This window comes from Candidatus Palauibacter sp. (genome assembly GCF_965237495.1).
In the GTDB taxonomy this organism is placed as follows: Bacteria; Gemmatimonadota; Gemmatimonadetes; order Palauibacterales; family Palauibacteraceae; genus Palauibacter.
This window is the reverse complement of the sequence record NZ_OZ250143.1, coordinates 1648312-1664708: the sequence shown is the minus strand read 5'-3', so window position 1 is coordinate 1664708 and position 16397 is coordinate 1648312. Positions and strand designations below refer to the sequence as shown.

General features: G+C 69.8%; 20 protein-coding genes, 1 tRNA gene and 1 other RNA gene. 16 read left to right on the top strand and 6 right to left on the bottom strand.

The genetic code is table 11. The features are described from left to right. Nucleotides 1-53 precede the first annotated feature (53 nt). From ACPXY0_RS07275 to selB, 6 genes are all read left to right on the top strand, one after another. On the top strand, nucleotides 54-974 hold the full coding sequence (locus ACPXY0_RS07275) for an ABC transporter substrate-binding protein (protein ID WP_423929822.1): 921 nt from the start codon (nucleotides 54-56) through the stop codon (nucleotides 972-974). Further along, nucleotides 971-1960, top strand: a complete 990-nt coding sequence (locus tag ACPXY0_RS07270) for a FecCD family ABC transporter permease (RefSeq protein ID WP_423929820.1) — start codon at nucleotides 971-973, stop codon at nucleotides 1958-1960. Before ACPXY0_RS07275 ends, ACPXY0_RS07270 begins: the two co-directional genes overlap by 4 nt. Next, nucleotides 1953-2816, top strand: a complete 864-nt coding sequence (locus ACPXY0_RS07265; RefSeq protein WP_423929818.1) for an ABC transporter ATP-binding protein — start codon at nucleotides 1953-1955, stop codon at nucleotides 2814-2816. The genes ACPXY0_RS07270 and ACPXY0_RS07265 overlap by 8 nt, the downstream gene beginning before the upstream one ends. 128 nt (nucleotides 2817-2944) lie before the next feature. After that, entirely contained in the window at nucleotides 2945-4072 is a 1128-nt protein-coding gene (locus ACPXY0_RS07260) for a hypothetical protein (protein ID WP_423929816.1), read from the top strand. Between the two features lie 24 nt (nucleotides 4073-4096). Beyond that, nucleotides 4097-4828, top strand: a complete 732-nt coding sequence (gene recO / locus ACPXY0_RS07255) for a DNA repair protein RecO (protein WP_423929814.1) — start codon at nucleotides 4097-4099, stop codon at nucleotides 4826-4828. Between the two features lie 7 nt (nucleotides 4829-4835). Beyond that, on the top strand, nucleotides 4836-6731 hold the full coding sequence (selB, locus tag ACPXY0_RS07250) for a selenocysteine-specific translation elongation factor (protein ID WP_423929812.1): 1896 nt from the start codon (nucleotides 4836-4838) through the stop codon (nucleotides 6729-6731). Between the two features lie 3 nt (nucleotides 6732-6734). Here the strand turns inward: selB and ACPXY0_RS07245 are convergent, their stop codons facing one another. Both ACPXY0_RS07245 and ACPXY0_RS07240 read right to left on the bottom strand, forming a co-directional pair. Beyond that, nucleotides 6735-7091, bottom strand: a complete 357-nt coding sequence (locus ACPXY0_RS07245) for a hypothetical protein (protein WP_423929810.1) — start codon at nucleotides 7089-7091, stop codon at nucleotides 6735-6737. 50 nt (nucleotides 7092-7141) lie between these two features. Next, nucleotides 7142-7594, bottom strand: coding sequence for a PTS sugar transporter subunit IIA (locus ACPXY0_RS07240; RefSeq protein ID WP_419941762.1), 453 nt, complete (start codon nucleotides 7592-7594; stop codon nucleotides 7142-7144). 173 nt (nucleotides 7595-7767) lie between these two features. Between ACPXY0_RS07240 and ssrA the strand changes: the two genes are divergently transcribed. Both ssrA and ACPXY0_RS07230 read left to right on the top strand, forming a co-directional pair. After that, nucleotides 7768-8136, top strand: a transfer-messenger RNA (tmRNA) gene (gene ssrA, locus ACPXY0_RS07235). A 74-nt stretch (nucleotides 8137-8210) separates the two neighbouring features. Further along, the gene (locus tag ACPXY0_RS07230; RefSeq protein ID WP_423929807.1) at nucleotides 8211-8699 is read left to right on the top strand and encodes a GreA/GreB family elongation factor; all 489 of its coding nucleotides are present in this window, start codon (nucleotides 8211-8213) and stop codon (nucleotides 8697-8699) included. Here the strand turns inward: ACPXY0_RS07230 and ACPXY0_RS07225 are convergent. The 3 genes from ACPXY0_RS07225 to ACPXY0_RS07215 form a co-directional block, all read right to left on the bottom strand. Next, on the bottom strand, nucleotides 8696-9676 hold the full coding sequence (locus ACPXY0_RS07225) for an MlaD family protein (protein WP_423929805.1): 981 nt from the start codon (nucleotides 9674-9676) through the stop codon (nucleotides 8696-8698). The two genes, ACPXY0_RS07230 and ACPXY0_RS07225, sit on opposite strands and share 4 nt — an antisense overlap. A gap of 78 nt (nucleotides 9677-9754) precedes the next feature. Further along, complete coding sequence (locus ACPXY0_RS07220; protein WP_423929803.1) at nucleotides 9755-10609, bottom strand: ABC transporter ATP-binding protein; 855 nt, start codon at nucleotides 10607-10609, stop codon at nucleotides 9755-9757. Beyond that, nucleotides 10606-11397 (bottom strand): MlaE family ABC transporter permease, encoded by a 792-nt coding sequence (locus ACPXY0_RS07215; RefSeq protein ID WP_419941758.1) that lies wholly within the window; start codon nucleotides 11395-11397, stop codon nucleotides 10606-10608. Before ACPXY0_RS07215 ends, ACPXY0_RS07220 begins: the two co-directional genes overlap by 4 nt. A 209-nt stretch (nucleotides 11398-11606) precedes the next feature. Between ACPXY0_RS07215 and ACPXY0_RS07210 the strand changes: the two genes are divergently transcribed. The 3 genes from ACPXY0_RS07210 to ACPXY0_RS07200 all read left to right on the top strand — a co-directional run bounded on the left by ACPXY0_RS07210 (nucleotide 11607) and on the right by ACPXY0_RS07200 (nucleotide 12649). Then, complete coding sequence (locus ACPXY0_RS07210; protein ID WP_423929801.1) at nucleotides 11607-11996, top strand: RidA family protein; 390 nt, start codon at nucleotides 11607-11609, stop codon at nucleotides 11994-11996. Between the two features lie 12 nt (nucleotides 11997-12008). Then, nucleotides 12009-12104 (top strand) — tRNA-Sec (locus ACPXY0_RS07205). Between the two features lie 38 nt (nucleotides 12105-12142). Next, entirely contained in the window at nucleotides 12143-12649 is a 507-nt protein-coding gene (locus ACPXY0_RS07200) for a hypothetical protein (RefSeq protein ID WP_423929799.1), read from the top strand. On the opposite strand, the gene ACPXY0_RS07195 is transcribed toward ACPXY0_RS07200, so the two are convergent. After that, nucleotides 12630-13391 (bottom strand): UDP-2,3-diacylglucosamine diphosphatase, encoded by a 762-nt coding sequence (locus ACPXY0_RS07195; protein WP_419941755.1) that lies wholly within the window; start codon nucleotides 13389-13391, stop codon nucleotides 12630-12632. The two genes, ACPXY0_RS07200 and ACPXY0_RS07195, sit on opposite strands and share 20 nt — an antisense overlap. A gap of 101 nt (nucleotides 13392-13492) precedes the next feature. On the opposite strand from ACPXY0_RS07195, the gene ACPXY0_RS07190 reads away from it, so the two are divergent. The 5 genes from ACPXY0_RS07190 to mnhG all read left to right on the top strand — a co-directional run bounded on the left by ACPXY0_RS07190 (nucleotide 13493) and on the right by mnhG (nucleotide 16355). Continuing rightward, on the top strand, nucleotides 13493-13939 hold the full coding sequence (locus ACPXY0_RS07190) for an acyl-CoA thioesterase (protein WP_423929796.1): 447 nt from the start codon (nucleotides 13493-13495) through the stop codon (nucleotides 13937-13939). 654 nt (nucleotides 13940-14593) lie between these two features. Beyond that, the gene (lptE, locus tag ACPXY0_RS07185) at nucleotides 14594-15106 is read left to right on the top strand and encodes an LPS assembly lipoprotein LptE (protein ID WP_423929794.1); all 513 of its coding nucleotides are present in this window, start codon (nucleotides 14594-14596) and stop codon (nucleotides 15104-15106) included. 186 nt (nucleotides 15107-15292) lie between these two features. Next, nucleotides 15293-15769, top strand: coding sequence for a Na+/H+ antiporter subunit E (locus tag ACPXY0_RS07180; protein WP_423929792.1), 477 nt, complete (start codon nucleotides 15293-15295; stop codon nucleotides 15767-15769). After that, nucleotides 15766-16047, top strand: coding sequence for a monovalent cation/H+ antiporter complex subunit F (locus ACPXY0_RS07175; RefSeq protein WP_423929790.1), 282 nt, complete (start codon nucleotides 15766-15768; stop codon nucleotides 16045-16047). Before ACPXY0_RS07180 ends, ACPXY0_RS07175 begins: the two co-directional genes overlap by 4 nt. Further along, on the top strand, nucleotides 16044-16355 hold the full coding sequence (mnhG, locus tag ACPXY0_RS07170; RefSeq protein ID WP_419935478.1) for a monovalent cation/H(+) antiporter subunit G: 312 nt from the start codon (nucleotides 16044-16046) through the stop codon (nucleotides 16353-16355). Before ACPXY0_RS07175 ends, mnhG begins: the two co-directional genes overlap by 4 nt. The last annotated feature ends 42 nt before the right edge of the window (nucleotides 16356-16397 follow it).

Here is a 16397-nt window from a genome sequence, read left to right as displayed (position 1 = left end):
CGGCCTGCCGCCGCATGGGCCATCGCGGCGCCCCGCTCGATTCGGGAGCGGGGATGAAACGACACGCCGGATTCGCTTCGCACCTTCTGCTGGCCGTTGCCGCAGCGGCCTGTGCCGCTCCGCAACCGGGGGGCGGCGGGCAGCCCGAGGGAGCACGGCCGGCCGCCGACCCCCGTCGGATCGTTTCCCTCGTTCCCGCGGCGACGGAGATCCTCTTCGGCCTCGGAGCCGGAGACCGGATCGTGGGCCGCACGCGCTGGGGTGTGTATCCGCCCGCGGCGCGGCGCATCCCGGATGTGGGCGACGGAATCCGCCCCGCCATGGAGGCCGTTGTCGCGCGGAACCCGGATCTCGTCATCCTCTACGATGGGGAGGCGAACCGAACGAGCCGGGAGCGGCTCGGGCGGCTGGGGGTGCCGACCCTCGCCCTGCGTCATGACACCCTGGAGGACCTGCGACGCAACATCCTGCGCCTGGGCGAGGTCGTCGGGTGTCCGGCGGGCGGGCGCGTGCTGGTCGACCGGATCGAGCGCGGGCTCGCGGCGGCGACGGCGGCGACGAAGGGCCGGCTGCGCATCCGCGTCTACTACGACGCCTGGGCGGAGCCGCCGATGACGATCGGGCGCGGCAGCTTCATCGATTCGCTCCTCGCGGTCGCGGGCGCGACGAACGTCTTCGGCGACCTCGACGCGGCCTCGCCTCGGGTCAGCCTCGAGGCGATCATCGAGCGGGATCCGGAACTAATCCTCGTCGCGGTGCCGGGGGAGGCGCTGGACCGGCAGCCCGACTTCGCCGGCCGGAACGGCTGGGAGCGCATCCCCGCGGTTTCCGCCGGGCGCATCACTACGCTGGACCGGGACCTCGTGACCCGCCTCGGGCCGCGCGTGGCCGAGGCGGCGTGGGCCATCGCCGGGGCGCTGCACGGGGTCCTCCCGCACGTCCCGGCGCCCTCCGACCCTCCGTGCCCCTCGTGAGGCGGCCCGGTCGCGGGGCGCTCCTCCTCCTCGTCCTCCTCGCGGGGGCGATGCTCCTCGGGCTCCTGTTCGGTGCGGCGACCGTGTCTCCGGCGGAGGTGTGGCGGGCCTTCGCAGGTCTCGATGTCGATCCCTCGTCGCGGACGATCGTCCTCTCGCTGCGTCTCCCCCGGGTGGTGGCCGCCGCGCTCACCGGGATCGCGCTGGCGGTGTCCGGTACCCTGTTCCAGGCCCTCCTTCGCAACCCGCTCGCGGAGCCGTACCTGCTCGGCGTCTCGTCGGGCGCGGCGCTGGGTGCGGTCCTCGCGCTGACCGTGCTGGGCGGGGCGCTCGGCCCCGCGGGCACGGCGGGTTTCGCGCTGGCGGGTGCGCTGGTCGCGATCGCGATCGTGTTTCGCGTCGCCCTCGGCGTCGGTCGTCTGGATACGCACGTGCTCATCCTCGCGGGAGTCGTCGTCGCCGCCTTCTTCGGGGCGGGCGTGATGCTCCTGCTCTCCGTGGCCGAGGCGGATGCGACCCGGTCCGCCATCCTGTGGACGATGGGGAGCTTCGAGCGGGCGGGATGGGAGTCGACGATCATCCTCGCCGCGGCGGCGCTCGGCGGCGGGGCGCTCGCCTTCGGGATGTCGCGGCATCTCAACGCGCTCGCGCTCGGAGAGGAAGCGGCCGCGTACCTGGGGGCGCGCGTGGAGCTCATCAATCGTGCGGCCTACGTGATCGCATCGCTGCTCGCCGCGGTGGCGGTGAGCACGGCGGGGGTGATCGGATTCGTGGGCCTCGTCGTGCCGCACGGCGCCCGGATGCTGTGGGGCGGTGACCACCGCACGCTTCTCCCGCTCGGCGCGCTCGGAGGCGCCGCGGCGCTGGTTCTGGCCGACATGGTGGCCCGAACCGCGCTCCGGCCGCTGGAACTCCCGGTCGGCGTCGTGACCGCCCTCATCGGCGTACCGCTCTTCCTCGTTCTCCTCAAGCGGACCCATGGCTGAAGGCGTCCGGACGGCGTACCGGCTCGACGGCGTGACGTTCCGGTATCCGGGCGCGGCGGCCGCGGCCGTTCGGGAGGTCACGCTTGAACTCCGCGAGGCCGCGTTTACCGCCATCATCGGTCCGAACGGGTCCGGGAAGAGCACCCTGGTGCGCCTGTTGGGGGGCATCCTCGCGCCCACGGCGGGTTCCGTGCGGCTCGACGACCGGTCCCTCCCGGAGTGGGGACGCCGAGCGCTGGCCCGCCGCGTCGCGGTGGTGTCCCAGGACGCGCCGCCCGAGGCCCTCCGCATCAGCCTCCGGGCCTACGTGGAACTCGGTCGCAACCCGTACGTGAGTCCCTGGGCGGCTCTCGAAGCCCGAGACCGGGAGGTCACGGACCGCGTACTCGCGTGGGCGGACCTCGAGCGCCTCGCGTCGCGTCCGCTCGCCCAACTCTCCGGCGGAGAACGCCAGCGCGCCAAGCTAGCCCGCGCGCTCGCGCAGGAGCCCGGTGTCCTCGTCCTCGACGAGCCCTCCGCGCACCTCGACTTCCGGCACGCGCTCTGGGTGTTCGATGCGCTCCGGGCCCGGGTGCGTGAAGAAGCGCTAACCGTCATCTGCATCACGCACGACATGCAGCTCGCGAGCCGGTACGCCGACCGGCTGATCCTCCTTTCCCGGGGGCGGGTCGTCGGGGCAGGCCGCCCCGGCGAGGTCCTGCTCTCACCCGCGCTGGGCGAGGCCTATGGTTGCGAGGTCAGCGTTCAGCCGCTGGGGGAACTGGGCCATTCGGTGCTGCCTGTCCGGGCGCGGCCCCGGGAGGCCGACTCGCGGGAGCCGCGTCGCGACTTGGGGGTCGTCGGACGTTACACTTGACGGGGGTCGCGAGGAACGTCTCGGGCGGCCACACTTCGGGACCGGAGGTTGCCGCATGCGGCGCGCCCCGTCCCGTGCGCGGCGGATCAACGCGTACCTGCGACATCGGGCCACAAGAGGAGAAGAGAATGCGGAAGCGCGAATGGGTGCGGGTATGCCTGCTGGCCGCCGTCGCGGCCGGCTGCAACGAATCGACCGGGCCCGACGGGAACGGGGGCCCGATCACGCCGGACAGATCCGAGGTGGCGGTCCTCAATTCGATTTCGGGGACGCTGCAGCAGTTCAATCGAATCGACGGGCGCCTCGTTCCGTTCGGCCGGGACATTCAGCTGGGCGCCGGGTTCAACGGTGAGACCGCGGACTTCCTCCAGGATCTGTGGGTGACGACCTCGGAGTCACCGGGTGGCAGCCAGGTCATCTTCGGATCCTTCTCCACCGGCGAGCAGGCGACCGCGATGTTCCCGGACAGCGCCGCCGTGGACCCGGCAAAGCCGACGGTGGTCGCGGACGCGAGCGGGACGCTCGGGGCCCTCGTGCCCGCCCGCGCGCGGGACGGGATCTATATCGCGTTTCCGGGCAGCCCGACCGCGCAGCTGCTCATCGATGGCGTCGGCACCTTCCCGGAACGGGCCGTGCCGGCGGGTCTCTACATCGTCTCGATGGACGGCAACCTCGATGACGAAGGAGACGGTCAGCCCATCGGGCCATCCCGCGTGGTACTGCACGAATTCATGAGCGGCAGCTATTTCGATGAGGTGAGGCTTCCGGAGGGGATCGTGGGAGCGACAGAGGCCCTCGCGCTCCGGGAAAACCTCCTCTTCCTGGCCGGGGGAAGTCTGGATCCCGTGACCGCCGCCCCCGCGGGCGACGGCCATCTGGTGGAAATCGACATGGCCAGCCGTGACGTGCAGGACGTGCACGTACTCGGCGGGAACGGCGTCTCGATGGAGCCGGGGCGGAACGGCCTCATCTACGTCGTGCGGACCAAGGGGCCGGGGACGGCGGAGACCGACATCCTGTCGTTCAACTTCTCCACCCGGCACTTCGACCGCGGACCGGACAACCCCATTCAGCCGCTCGACCGGGACGGGTCGAACCTCAGTTGCCGGGTCGCCACCTCGTTCGTCGACAGCCAGGTGCTCTGTGCCACCTACGAAACGGCTTCGCAGGGACGCCTCGTCCTCCTCGAAGCGACGGGCGAGTTCATCGCCGACATCGCGGTCGGGGCGGGAGCGACCGACATCCTGATGCGCTGAGGCGGGGCCGGAGCAGCGAGACGGGTGAGCCTCGTCACCACCCGCGCGGTCGTCCTCCAGACGTACCGGTACAGCGAAACCAGCAAGATCCTGCGGCTGATGACGTGGGAACTCGGGCCGTGCTCGGCGCTGGCTCGGGGAGCCCTGCGTCCGAAGAGCCGCTTCGGAGGTTTGCTCGAACCGTTCGTGGAGGGGGAGGCGACGTTCTTCACGAAGGACGGGCGCGACCTGCACACGCTCTCGGATTTCGAGTTGGTGCGAGTCCGTCGTGGACTCGACCGGTCCATCGAACTGTTCACGGTCGCCTCCGTCCTGTGCGAACTCGTGATGCGACTCGCCCCGGAGCATCGCGACATCGAACTGTACCGGATGTTGACGCGGGGCCTCGACGGGCTGCACCGAAAGGTGCGGGAAGGCGATCCGGCGGGCGGTCTGGAGCATGTATGGGGGCTCGTCAACGCGCTCGGCTTCCGACCCGAACTCGATCGGTGCGTCGGCTGCCGGCGGCCGATCGGCGGCGGGTCCGTCCGCTTCGATTTCGCGGCCGGCGGACTCCGGTGCGCGTCGTGCGGACCCGGCGGCCCGCAACTCGCCCCGGGCGAACTCGACGCCCTTCGAAGGCTGGTGGAGGGGCTCCCCGCCGCGGACGCCGGATCCGTCGGGAACCAGGGTCTCTGGCTGGCCGAGTTCATCCGTCACCACCTCGCCGAAGGCGCCACGCTGAAATCTCTCCCCTTCCTGAGCCGCCTCGCGTGAAGGCGTCGTGAGCGACCGTCGCGGGATCGTCATCGGGACGGCCGGCCATGTGGACCATGGCAAGACGGCCCTCGTCCGGGCGCTGACGGGGATCGAGACGGACCGCTGGCTCGAGGAGCGCCGCCGGGGACTCACGATCGACCTCGGCTTCGCGCGGCTCGACCTCGATCCCGGCCTCGAGACGGGCATCGTCGACGTCCCGGGCCACGAGGATTTCCTCAAGAACATGCTCGCCGGGGCGACGGGGATCGACGTGCTGCTCCTCGTCGTGGCGGCGGACGAGGGGCCGATGCCGCAGACGCGGGAACACCTCGCGATCGCGCGGCTCCTGGACGTGAAGAGGGGGGTCGTAGCCCTCACCAAGAGCGATCGGGTGGACGCCGAGTGGCTCGAACTCGCGACCGAGACGACGCGGGAACTCCTGGATGAGGACTCCGCTCGCGCTTCCTGGGAGATCGTCCCCGTATCCTCCGTCACGGGGGAGGGGATCGAGACGCTTCGAAGCTCCCTGCAGTCCCTGGTGGCCGGGGTCCACAGGCGGAGCGAGGACGATCTCTTCCGTCTCCCGGTCGACAGGTCGTTCTCCATTCGGGGTACGGGGACCGTCGTCACGGGCACGGTGTGGAGCGGGTGCGTGCGCGTGGGCGATACACTGCGCCTCTTCCCCGGGGACGCGTCCGCACGGGTACGCGGCCTCCAGGTGCACGAGGATCCCCGGCCACAGGTGGCGGCGGGTCGCCGGTGCGCCGTCGCGCTCGTCGGCGTCTCGGCGGACGCCGTGGAGCGAGGCAGCGTGCTCGTCGACCGTGCGGAGTGGAGGCCGAGCGACCGGCTCGGCGTGCGCCTGCGGGCGCTGGCCGCTCGCGACCGGCCGCTCACGCACGGCCAGCGCCTGCGCGTCTACCTCGGAACGCGCGAAGTCATGGCCCGGTTGCATACCGCGGACCGGGCACCGATCCCGCCGGGCGAAGCCGCATGGGCCGTACTCGCGCTGGAGGCGCCGCTGCTCGCCCGGGCGCGTGACCGGGCGATCCTCCGCTTCTACTCGCCGGTGTCGACGATCGGCGGGGTGCGCATCGCGGAACTCGATCCGCCGCCCGACTGGCCGGAGCGGACGGCCGCGTGGCGCCGCGTGCTCGATGGCACCGCCGGTGAGGCTCTGGCCGCGAGCGTAAGGCTCGAAGGACTGCTCGGCCTGCTCGTGGCGCCCGCGCCGGTAAGGCTCGGCCGCCCCGCCGCCGAGTTGGAGGCCGCGGCCGACGAGGCGGGTTGCGTGCGCATCGGCGCCCGCTGGTTCTCGGCCGAAGCGGCGGACGAAGCCATGCAGGCCGTGGAGTGGGCGGTCGCACGCCTGCACGCGGCCGACCGCCGCGCCGCCGCCGTGTCGAAGGAGGCCATGCGGTCGGCTCTCACCGGCGTCTGCGATGGCGAGCTGGCCGAGCGGGCCGTGCGACAGCTGCTGGCGGAGGGCCGCCTGGTCGAGAGCGGCCCGCGCCTCGCGCTGCCCGGCCACCTCCCGCGGCTCACCGAGGCGGAAGAGGCGGCGCGCGACCGACTTGCCGCGATGATCGTGGAGGCCGGTCTGCAGCCGCCGCTCGTGACCGAGTTGGGCAAGACGCTCCGACTCGCACGCCCGCTCCTCGACGACCTTCTGCGTCTCCTTCGGGAGGCCGGAACGACGAGGGCCGTCACCCCCGAACTCCACGTCTCCGTGGCGGCGCTCGAAGCCCTCGAGGCGCGCGTGAGCGAACTCCTCGCCGACGGCGCGCCGTCGGGGCCGACCCGCTTCAAGGAGGCGTTCACCCTGTCGCGCAAATACCTGATCCCGCTGCTGGAATTCCTGGACCGGGAAGGCGTGACGCGGCGGACGGCCGAGGGGAGGGTGCTCGCGGCCCGCAGTTGAGGGTCAGTCCAGGTGGTACAGGAAGCAGCCGCAGTATTCGCAGGAATCCACGCGCAGATTCCGGTCCGCTTCGGAAGCCCGCGCCGTCGAGAGGGCCACGAAACACCCGTAGCAGATCCCGTTCAGGACGGGCGCCACGACGCGCGAGGCGCTGTCGGCGATCCGGTGGTAGCGTGCGCGGACACCGCGGTCCAGACGCCCCTCCAACTCTTCGACCTTCTCGTCGAGCGATCGAATGGCGTCCTCGATCTTGATGTCGAAGACGTCCGCCTCCAGATCCGTGAGGGTGCCATCGGCGAGACCGCGGCGCTGCATCCGAAGGTCCTGGATCTCGAGGAGCAGCTCGAGTTGCGGGTGCATGGTGATTTCAGATCTCCTGCCGCAGGTGATCGGGCGCTGTGGGGAGGGACTCAGACATCCTTCGAATCCAGCAGCTCGATGAACTCTTCGGGCGTCGAGAGCTCAGCGAGCGCCTCCGGCACATCGGGCTCCTTGCCGAACTGCGCGATCTTCCCCAGGACCGGCAAGTACTGGTTGGAGACCTCGAGCGGCGGGGCGACGATCAGGAAGACGTACCGCACCGGTTTCTCGTCGATCGCCTTGAAGTCGAGGCCCGACAACTTCCGCCCGAAGGCGACGCGCAACCGTGTCACCACGAGGGATCGGCAGTGCGGAATCGCGATGCCGCGCCCAATCCCGGTGGACCCGAGGTTCTCCCGTCGCTTCAACATCTTGAACAGGATCCCCTCGGACTTCTCGTCGAGACCCAGATACGACACCAACTCCCTCAGGGCCTCGTCCTTCGTTTCGGCCGCCAGGTCGAGCTTGATGGCGGACGGTACGAACAATTCTCGAAGATGCACTTGGATCTATGTCTCCTCCCCGCGAATCCGCGGGGACAATCGGTACTGATCGGCAAACTCGACCGGAGCCGGCGAGCGCGAGCTTCGAGTATACCCGTGGCGCTTTCCGGCTGTCAAAGAATCGCCGCAACTTGCGCTGGACGCGAAGAGAAACGACCGTACAATGTACCAATGGGGGCGACACGGCTTCGACGCGTGAACTGGAAGCCGCGGAAGCGTGCCGAGGTGCCCGGGGCCTCGTAAAACACCGGGAAAATTTCAAGTGCCGACGAAGGATTGGCTCTGGCTGCGTAATACTGCGTAGCCCGTCTCCAGGAGGTCCCGGCCCGAGGACCTCCCGGCGGACGTCGACAAATCGGGCTGGCCATCCAGGCGGGCCGTGAGTCTGGGTGGCGAGACGCGGCGCAAGCCGTATGCGCGGCTGGTCCCGGGAGGGGTTGTTCGTGAACCCGTACGGGACGAGACCTGATCGCGAACTACGCACGTAGATGCCGTGGCGGATGGGCTCGCGGACGCGGGTTCGATTCCCGCCGCCTCCACTCGGCCCGGGGCGTCTCCCCTCTGGGGAGCGCCTCGGCTTTTTTTCGGCCGGCCCGCGAGAGTCGAGGAGGTTCGGATGATCGAGGAGGTTCAGCGGAAGATCGGGGAAGAGGCGGAGACGCTGCTCCACGAACTGAACGTGATCCTCCCCGGAGAGATCGAGAAGGCGGTCGCGCAGGGCGACCTCCGGGAGAACTCCGAGTACACGGCGGCGCTAGAGCGGCAGGGCTTCGTGCGTGCGCGGCTCGACTACCTGGCGCGGCGGATGTCGCAACTCGGCGAGATCGACATCGAACATGTTCCGACCGACCGCGTCGGCTTCGGGTCGAAGGTCCGGGTGAGGGATGTCGCGGACGACGAGATCGAGTGCTTCACCCTCACGATCGGTGACAACATCGACTTCGACAACAACGACATCTCGATGGAGTCGCCCATCGGCCGCGCACTGCTGGGCAAGAAGAAGGGTGAGTCCGCAAGCGTGATTCTGCCGGCCGGAGCGCGCGAGTTCGAGGTCATCGACTTCGAGACCCTGCACGACCTCCAGGAGCCACGGACTGCTCGCTAGAAGACCCTCACGGGGGGGATGAACCTGCCCGGGTTCGCCCGCACCTCCGCGAGTAACGCGTTCAGGTCGACCACGACCTTGAGCAGCTCCTCGTACAGCAGGTCCTCCCCGACCAGGCGGCCGATGGCTCCCTCGCCGCTTTCGATGAGACCGAGGAGAGAGTCGGCCCGGGTGGCCGAGGAGGCGAGAGCCCGATAGAGGGAGTCGGAGGCAAGCAGTCGCCCCAGCGTTCCCTCGCCCGACGCCATCGCCCCGGTCACGGTGTCGAGGCGCGCCGTCGCGGTGAGGAGCCGGTCGTAGATGGCCTCGTCGCCGAGCAGGCGGCCCAGCAGGCCCTCGCCTGCCGCGACCGGACCCAACACGGCCCCGAGATGCGTGCTCAGATCCACCAGGCCCTCGTAGAGCGTCTCGTCCACGAGGAGTCGGCCCAGCGAGCCCTCGCCGTCCGAGACGCGCGCCAGCGTAGCCCCGAGGCCGTTCGAGAGGTCCGTGAGGCTCCGCACGGCGTCGGCTGCCTCGCCGAGGAGTTGGTCGAAGCTCAGCGCCGGCGCGGATTCGACGGTATCTCCGGGCGCGAGCACGGCGAAGTCGGCGGAGCCCGGTTCGATATCGATGATCCGGTCTCCGAGCAGCCCCACCGTGCGCACGCGGGCGCGCGAGTCGTGCCGAATCTGCTCTCGCACCGACACGTTCACCCCCATCCAGATCGCGATCGCCATGTCCGATTCTCCGCGGGTGGCCGGAGGGATGAACTCCACGCGCTCCACCTGGCCCACGTTGCGCCCGGCCACCTGCACGACCGCCCCGGGCTGGAGCCCCGAGGCCGACTCCATCAGCGTGACGAGCCGGTACCGTTCCGAGAACACGTCCCCGACCTCGCCGATGAAGAAGACGCCCACGGCGAGCACCATGAGTCCGAAGATCAGGACGATCCCCACCCGGATCTGATCCCACGTAATCGGTTTGGATCGTCTCATCGTCTGGCTCCGTCGTCCTGACGACAGGTCTCGCGGGTCGTCTCGCCCCGTCCGGCGCGGGGTCCCTCCGCGCCGGTGCTAGCTTCGAAACTCCCGAACATAGCGGTCATTCGACCCGTGCATCTCCTCCGGCGTCCCCTGGAAGATAATCTCTCCGTCCTTCAGGAGCGCGGTCTCGGTCGCGATCCGCGACGCGGATCGCACATCGTGCGTGACGACGACCGCACACACGTGCAACTCGCGGCGGAGTTTCATGATCAACTCGTCGATCGTACGGGTCGTGATGGGGTCGAGGCCGCTCGTCGGCTCATCGAAGAGGAGAATCGGGGGTTTGTGCACGATAGCGCGCGCGACGGCCACCCGCTTTCGCATGCCTCCGGAGAGTTCGGAGGGAAGCAGCCCGAGGACCTCGGCCGGCTCCAGATCGACGAAGGACAGGACCTCCCCCACCCGCTCGCGGATCTCCTCCTCTCCGAGTTCGGTGTGCTCGTACATCGGGAAGGCGACGTTGTCGAACACGTTCAGCGAATCGAACAGCGCCGAGCCCTGGAACACCATGCCCATCCGTTCACGCAGCGCGAGCGCTTCGATTCGCGAGACCGCGCTGATGTCGCGGCCCTCGATGAGGACCTCGCCGCGGTCGGGGAGGAGCAGGCGGAGCATCAGGCGCAGGACCGTGGACTTTCCGACCCCGGAGCCCCCGAGAATGCAGAGCGTACCCCCCCGGGCCACGCCCAGCGAGACCCCGCGAAGGACCTCGTGCCTTCCGAAGGAGAGCCACACATCCCGCAGTTCGACCTCTTCCGGCCGCTCGGGGGCGCGCCGCTGCATCCCCAGTTCGCGGCGGATCTCTTCGCGAAGTTCGGCCTCGAAGGCCTCCGTCCCCGGCTCCGCTCCGCCGGGATTCTGCCGCTTGCTCTGCCGCTCGCTCATTGGGGAAAGATGACGATGAGGATCTGGGTGATGAAGTAGTCCGCGGCGAGGACGAGGATCGACGTGGTGACCACGGCGTTCGTCGTCGCGCGACCGACCCCTTCCGTGCCTCCGAGCGTCCTCAGCCCGTGGAAGCAACTCGTGAGCGCCATCAGGCCGCCGAAGACCAAGGGCTTGGCTAGCCCCTGGACCAGATCGGTGGGGATCACCCCGAGCACGAAGCCGCTCTGGGCGAGGTTGTCGTACAGGGACGTCAGATAGAGCTGCGGCGTCAGGTCCAGCTTGAGGACGGCGATCAGGAGGCCTCCGATGATCGCGACGAGGTCTCCGATGATCGTGAGCACCGGGAGCATCACGAGGGCGGCGAGGAAGCGGGGCGCGACGAGCTTGCGGACGGGATCCACGCCCATGGTGCGCAGCGCATCGACCTGTTCGGTCACCCGCATGGCCCCGATGGCCGCCGCCATGCCGGCCCCGGCCCGCCCGGTCACGATGAGCGCCGTGAGGACCGGGCCGAGTTCGCGGATCGTGCTCGCGCCGACGAGACGTCCGATGTAGATCTCCGCCCCGAAACGCGCCATCTCGAACGAAGCCTGAAGGGCCAGTACCATGCCCGTGAAGAGGCCGGTGAGTATGACGATGAAGAGGGAGCCGACCCCGATCGTGTCCATCTGCTGAACCAGGTCGGCCCGGTAGAACGGTTGGCTCACACAGGCTTTGAGCAGCCGCAGGGCAAGAGCGAAGTAGGCCTGTACGGAGAGCGCGATGCCGACGACGGCGTCGCGCACGAGTCTTGCCGCAAATCGTCTGGCGGAGGCCTCCGGCACGTTGCTTGGCGCTCTTCCGGGGATAGACGTATCTTCGCCCGACCGCCAGGACGCGCTCGAACGCAACATCCGCCTCCAGCGACGGGGCGTACGGGCGAGGTTACCCGTTCCCACCACTGCGATGCAAGAAGCCGCCAGCCGCCCGCCCGCCCCGAAAGGAGACCATGCAAATGCAGACCGGACCGGTCCACACGGATCACGCCCCCGCCGCCCTGGGCCCGTATTCGCAGGGATACTGGGCCGGCGAGTTGTTCTACTCGGCCGGACAGGTCGGGCTGGATCCCGCCACCGGCTCGATGGCAGGAGACGACATCGCCTCCCAGGCCGAGCGGGTGATGGCGAACCTGCGGGCGGTGCTCGACGAGGCGGGCCTCACCTTCGCCGATGTCGTGAAGACGACGATCTTTCTGTCGGACATGGGGGATTTCGCCGCGGTGAACGAGATCTATGCGAAGTGCTTCGATCCGCCGTACCCGGCGCGCTCCACCGTGGCCGTGGGCGCGCTCCCGCTCGGGGCCCGGGTCGAGATCGAGGTGATCGCGCGTGCGCATCCCGCCTGACGACGGATGAACGGGAGCGGATGGTGACTGGTGTCGCCTGCGGTCTTCAAAACCGTTACGGGGCGTTCGCGCGTCCCGGGTGGGTTCGATTCCCACACGTTCCCGCCATTCTCCTACCCGCTATCTTTGTTCTGCTCTGCTGCCGCATGGCGGGTCCGGCGCCCCTGTCGGCGCAGGATCCTCCACCCCCGCGGGCGGCGGCCGACACGGTGGCGACGGCCGACACGGTCGCGGTGGCGACGGCCGACACGGTCGCGGTCGCGGACACCCTGACGGCCGAACAGCGCCCGCCGATCTCTCCTCTCGGCGCCTTCGGCCGCTCCCTGATCCTCCCCGGCTGGGGGCAGTTCGAGGTCGGACAGCCGTCGCGCGGCGCCTTCTACTTCGCGGCGGAGGCGGTTTTTCTGTTCATGGTCTTCAAGTCCGACGCGCGACTCTCCGCGGCGAAGGAGGAGGTGCCCCAGAACGAGGAGCGGATCTCGAACCGCACCGGACAGCGCGAGAACTGGATCGTCCTCGCCGGCTTCATCGCCTTCCTGAGCGGCCTCGACGCCTGGGTGTCCACACACTTCTGGGACTTCGAGCCGATCGTCGCTCCGCCGCCCGATGGATCGGTGGGGATCACGGTCGGCTTCAAGGTGGCATTCCCGTGACCGGAGGGCGCTGCGGCGCGTAGAACTCGAGTCGGATCTCTGTCGGGGTGACGATGGCGAAGCTGTTGTGGTGCAGCCAGTCGCCGGCATTGAGGTAGAATCGGCCCGGGGCCACCTCGGACACTTCCGGTCTGTGCGCGTGGCCGAACACGACGAGGTCGATGTCGGCGTTCGCGGCCAGCACCTCGCGCGCGGAGGCGGCAAGCCGGTCCGCGCGGGGTGAGTCTCCGCCGTTCTCGCGGGCCTGGGCCCGTTTCGTGCCGCTCGCGAGCCGCGCCAGCGGCACCCCGAGATCCGGATGCACCCAGCGAAACAGGCCCCGTCCCCAGCGGCTGCGCGCCGCCCGGCGTAGTGCGCGGTAGCCCCAATCCGCGCCGCCGAGGCCGTCGCCGTGCGCCACATAGGCACTTCGCCCGCCGACCGTGAGTCGCAGCGGCCCGTCGAGAACCTCGATCCCGACTTCGTCCCGCAGGAAGCTCCCGCCCCATGCGTCGTGGTTTCCCCCGATGAAGCGGATCCGCATGCCGCGTTCGACCAGCGCGCGGAGCCGGGCGAGGGCGTCGAGCTGCCCGCGCGGCACCACCTGTCGATACTCGAACCAGAAGTCGAACAGGTCCCCGTTGATGAGCAACTCGTCGCCCCAGCGGTGCGCCTCGGCGAGGAACGCGAGAAAGGCCTGCTCGTTCTCCGCCGCCACGGCGCCGAGGTGGATGTCGGACACGACCACGGTGCGGTTGGACATGTGCCGAAGCTCGGCGGAGGGGGCGCGACGCGTCAAACCGGGCGAAGGGAGCGGAGGCCGGCGTTCGGCGCCCGGGACGCGGGCGCGCATATATTGAACCGATGCGACCGATAGACGACGCCGGGACGGTGGAGGTCCGGGTCCGCTACGCGGAGACCGACCAGATGGGCCGGGCTCACCACCGTCACTACCTCGTGTGGTGCGAACTGGGCCGGACCACGCTCATGCGGGCGCGCGGCATGTCCTATGCGGAGCTGGAGCGGGACGGGCTCCTGCTGCCCGTCTCCCGGGTCGAGGTCGAATACCGGATGCCCGTCGGCTACGATGAGCGGGTGCGGATCCACACGCGGCTCGAGCGGCTGCGGAGCCGGGAGATCGTCTTCGCGTACCGGATCGCGCGCGCGGAGGACGACGCGACGCTCGCCCGCGCCCGGACCTGGCTCGTATGCGCGGATGAGCGGGGCCGGCCCCGGCGGTTCCCGGACGAAGTGAAGCGGCGGCTGACGGCGCTCGCGACGGTCTCTGCGGGGTCGGAGTCGACCGCGTGAGGCGCGTGCCGGGCCGGGCGCCGTGGCCGCTCCTGCTCGCGAGCGCGGCCTGTGCCGGCGGCTTCGAACTCGGCGCCCCGATCGCCGATGCGGAGGAGGTCGCGCGCCGGGCCCGGGCGGCGTCCGGTGCCGAACAGCCGACCCGGGTCGTGTTCGAGTGGGAGTACGCGGATGAGCGCGGCAGCTTCCAGGGCGATGGGGTCGCGCGCGTGAACCCCCCGGACCGCTTCCGGCTCGACCTCTTCTCGACGGGGGAGGGAAGCCTGCAGGCGACCCTCGTCGACGGCCATCTCGCGACCTCCGGAGACCTCGAAGGCGTCGAGTTGCCCCCCAGCGTCTTCCTTTACGCGATGGCGGGCGTCTTTCGGCCAGGGGACGCTCCCCCAACGAGCGGCTTCGAGAGCGACGACCTCCGGGTACTCGAGTTCGAAGCCGGGGAGGAGAGGAGGCGCTACTTTCATCTCTCCGGCGACCGCCTGACCCGGGTCGAGGAGCGACTGGGGCCGCGGCGGGAGCGGTGGATTGAGCTCGAATGGGGGGCGGATCCCGCCTGGCCGAGCGAGGCCGAGTACCGGGATGCGGTGCAACAGACCGGGGTCCGGTGGCGGTTGGTGAGCGCGACGGCGGAGTCGCGGCCTTACGAAGAGAGGTTCTATGTCTTGCCGAATCCGATCCGGGATGATGATCGGGCTCGCCGCCGTCGCGGCGCTGGCGGGTTGCTACAGCTTCTCCGGCGGCGGCGGTCTGCCCAGTCACATTCGCACCGTCTACGTGGCGCCGATCGAGAACGAGAGTACCCAGTTCGGGCTCGCCGAGTCCCTGACGGAGGAACTCCTCACCGCGGCGCGCCAGCGTCTCGGCCTGCGCCTCTCGTCCGAGGAGGAAGCGGACGCGGTCATCACGGCGCAGATCCGCAGGTATGCGGATGAGGCGGTCAACTTCAACGCGGTCGACGGGGTGGGCGCGGACGTATTCCAGCGCCGCGTGACGGTGAGCGTCTCGGTGGGGATCCTCGACGTGGCGGAGAACCTCATCATCTGGAGCACGCAGAGCCTGACCGGCACCGGGGAATACCAGCCCGGCGACGAGACGGAGGAGCAGGCCCTGATCGTGGCGCTGGAGAACCTCGTGCAGCAGATCGTCGATGGCGCCCAATCCCAGTGGTAGACTGACCGGCGACCCCGGGCCCTCGGGCGGCGACCCCTCGCGCTCGCGCGAGAGGTTCGCCATTCTGTCGCCGACCGACGCGGGCAGTCCGAACGTTCACTCAGCTTCCGACCGCCACATGCCGCCAACCACTCGAGCCAACGGGTCCTGCGCCCGACTTCACAACCCGCCGCGCAGGGGCCGCGCGTGAAGTACATCGCCGGGCTCGTCGTCGTCATGGCGGCCGTGTGGCTCCTCTGGTCGGGCCACTACGACCCACTGCTCCTGAGTCTCGGTGCCGTCTCGCTGGCGCTCGTCCTCGCGATCTCCATCCGGATGCGGATCGTGGACGATGAAGGCGCGCCGGTCCAGCTGCCGCTCGGGCTCGTCCTCTACCTGCCGTGGCTCTTCCTCGAGATCGCGAAGGCCAATGTCGACGTGGCGTTGCGCATCCTGAAGCCCGGGCTGCCGATCAGCCCGCGCGTGTTCAAGGTGCGGGCCGGACAGCGCACGGATGTCGGCCGGGCGATCTACGCGAACTCGATCACGCTCACGCCCGGCACCGTGACGATCGCCACGGACGGCGACGAGCTGACCATCCACGCCCTCACGCGCGAGGCCGCCGACGGCGTCCTCACGGGCGAGATGGATCGGCGCGTCGCGCGCGTGGAGGGGTCTGGATGATCCTCACCGCCGCCGTCGCCGCCATCATCGTCACGATGGGACTCGCACTCCTGCGGGCGGCGCGGGGACCCACCGTCTTCGACCGCATCCTGGCGCTGAACATGTTCGGGACGAAGACGGTGCTCCTCATCGCCGTGATCGGGTTCGTCACCGGCCGCCCGGACTTCCTCGACCTCGGGCTCGTGTACGCCCTCATCAACTTCATCGGCGTGATCGCCGTGCTCAGATTCTCGAAGTACGGGACCTTCGCCGACCGGGACGGCGAGGAGGCCACATGATCCTCGAGATCGTGAGCGCCGTCCTCGTGCTCGCCGGCGCCCTCTTCGCGCTCATCGGGGGGATCGGGCTCCTTCGCCTCCCGGACTTCTTCTCCCGCATCCACGGCGCGGGGCTCACGGACACGCTCGGCGCGGGGCTCATCCTCATCGGGCTGATGTTCCTCCCTCCGCACGGGCTCGTGACCGTGAAGCTCGTCGCGATCCTCATCTTCCTCTGGATCACGAGCCCCACGTCCACGCACGCGCTCGCCAACGCGGCGCTCGGGGCGGGTCTCCGGCCGCGGGTCGACGAAACGGAGGACGCGTGACCGAGGCGGTGGCGCACGAGGTCCAGATCGTCACGGCGCTGC

Coding starts and splice junctions, on each gene's coding strand:
- ACPXY0_RS07275 (WP_423929822.1), top strand. CDS start 54: ATGAAACGACACGCCGGATTCGCTTCGCACCTTCTGCTGGCCGTTGCC.
- ACPXY0_RS07265 (WP_423929818.1), top strand. CDS start 1,953: ATGGCTGAAGGCGTCCGGACGGCGTACCGGCTCGACGGCGTGACGTTC.
- ACPXY0_RS07260 (WP_423929816.1), top strand. CDS start 2,945: ATGCGGAAGCGCGAATGGGTGCGGGTATGCCTGCTGGCCGCCGTCGCG.
- ACPXY0_RS07245 (WP_423929810.1), bottom strand. CDS start 7,091: ATGCACCCGCAACTCGAGCTGCTCCTCGAGATCCAGGACCTTCGGATG.
- ACPXY0_RS07230 (WP_423929807.1), top strand. CDS start 8,211: ATGATCGAGGAGGTTCAGCGGAAGATCGGGGAAGAGGCGGAGACGCTG.
- ACPXY0_RS07225 (WP_423929805.1), bottom strand. CDS start 9,676: ATGAGACGATCCAAACCGATTACGTGGGATCAGATCCGGGTGGGGATC.
- ACPXY0_RS07220 (WP_423929803.1), bottom strand. CDS start 10,609: ATGAGCGAGCGGCAGAGCAAGCGGCAGAATCCCGGCGGAGCGGAGCCG.
- ACPXY0_RS07210 (WP_423929801.1), top strand. CDS start 11,607: ATGCAGACCGGACCGGTCCACACGGATCACGCCCCCGCCGCCCTGGGC.
- ACPXY0_RS07200 (WP_423929799.1), top strand. CDS start 12,143: ATGGCGGGTCCGGCGCCCCTGTCGGCGCAGGATCCTCCACCCCCGCGG.
- ACPXY0_RS07195 (WP_419941755.1), bottom strand. CDS start 13,391: ATGTCCAACCGCACCGTGGTCGTGTCCGACATCCACCTCGGCGCCGTG.
- ACPXY0_RS07190 (WP_423929796.1), top strand. CDS start 13,493: ATGCGACCGATAGACGACGCCGGGACGGTGGAGGTCCGGGTCCGCTAC.
- lptE (WP_423929794.1), top strand. CDS start 14,594: ATGTCTTGCCGAATCCGATCCGGGATGATGATCGGGCTCGCCGCCGTC.
- ACPXY0_RS07175 (WP_423929790.1), top strand. CDS start 15,766: ATGATCCTCACCGCCGCCGTCGCCGCCATCATCGTCACGATGGGACTC.
- mnhG (WP_419935478.1), top strand. CDS start 16,044: ATGATCCTCGAGATCGTGAGCGCCGTCCTCGTGCTCGCCGGCGCCCTC.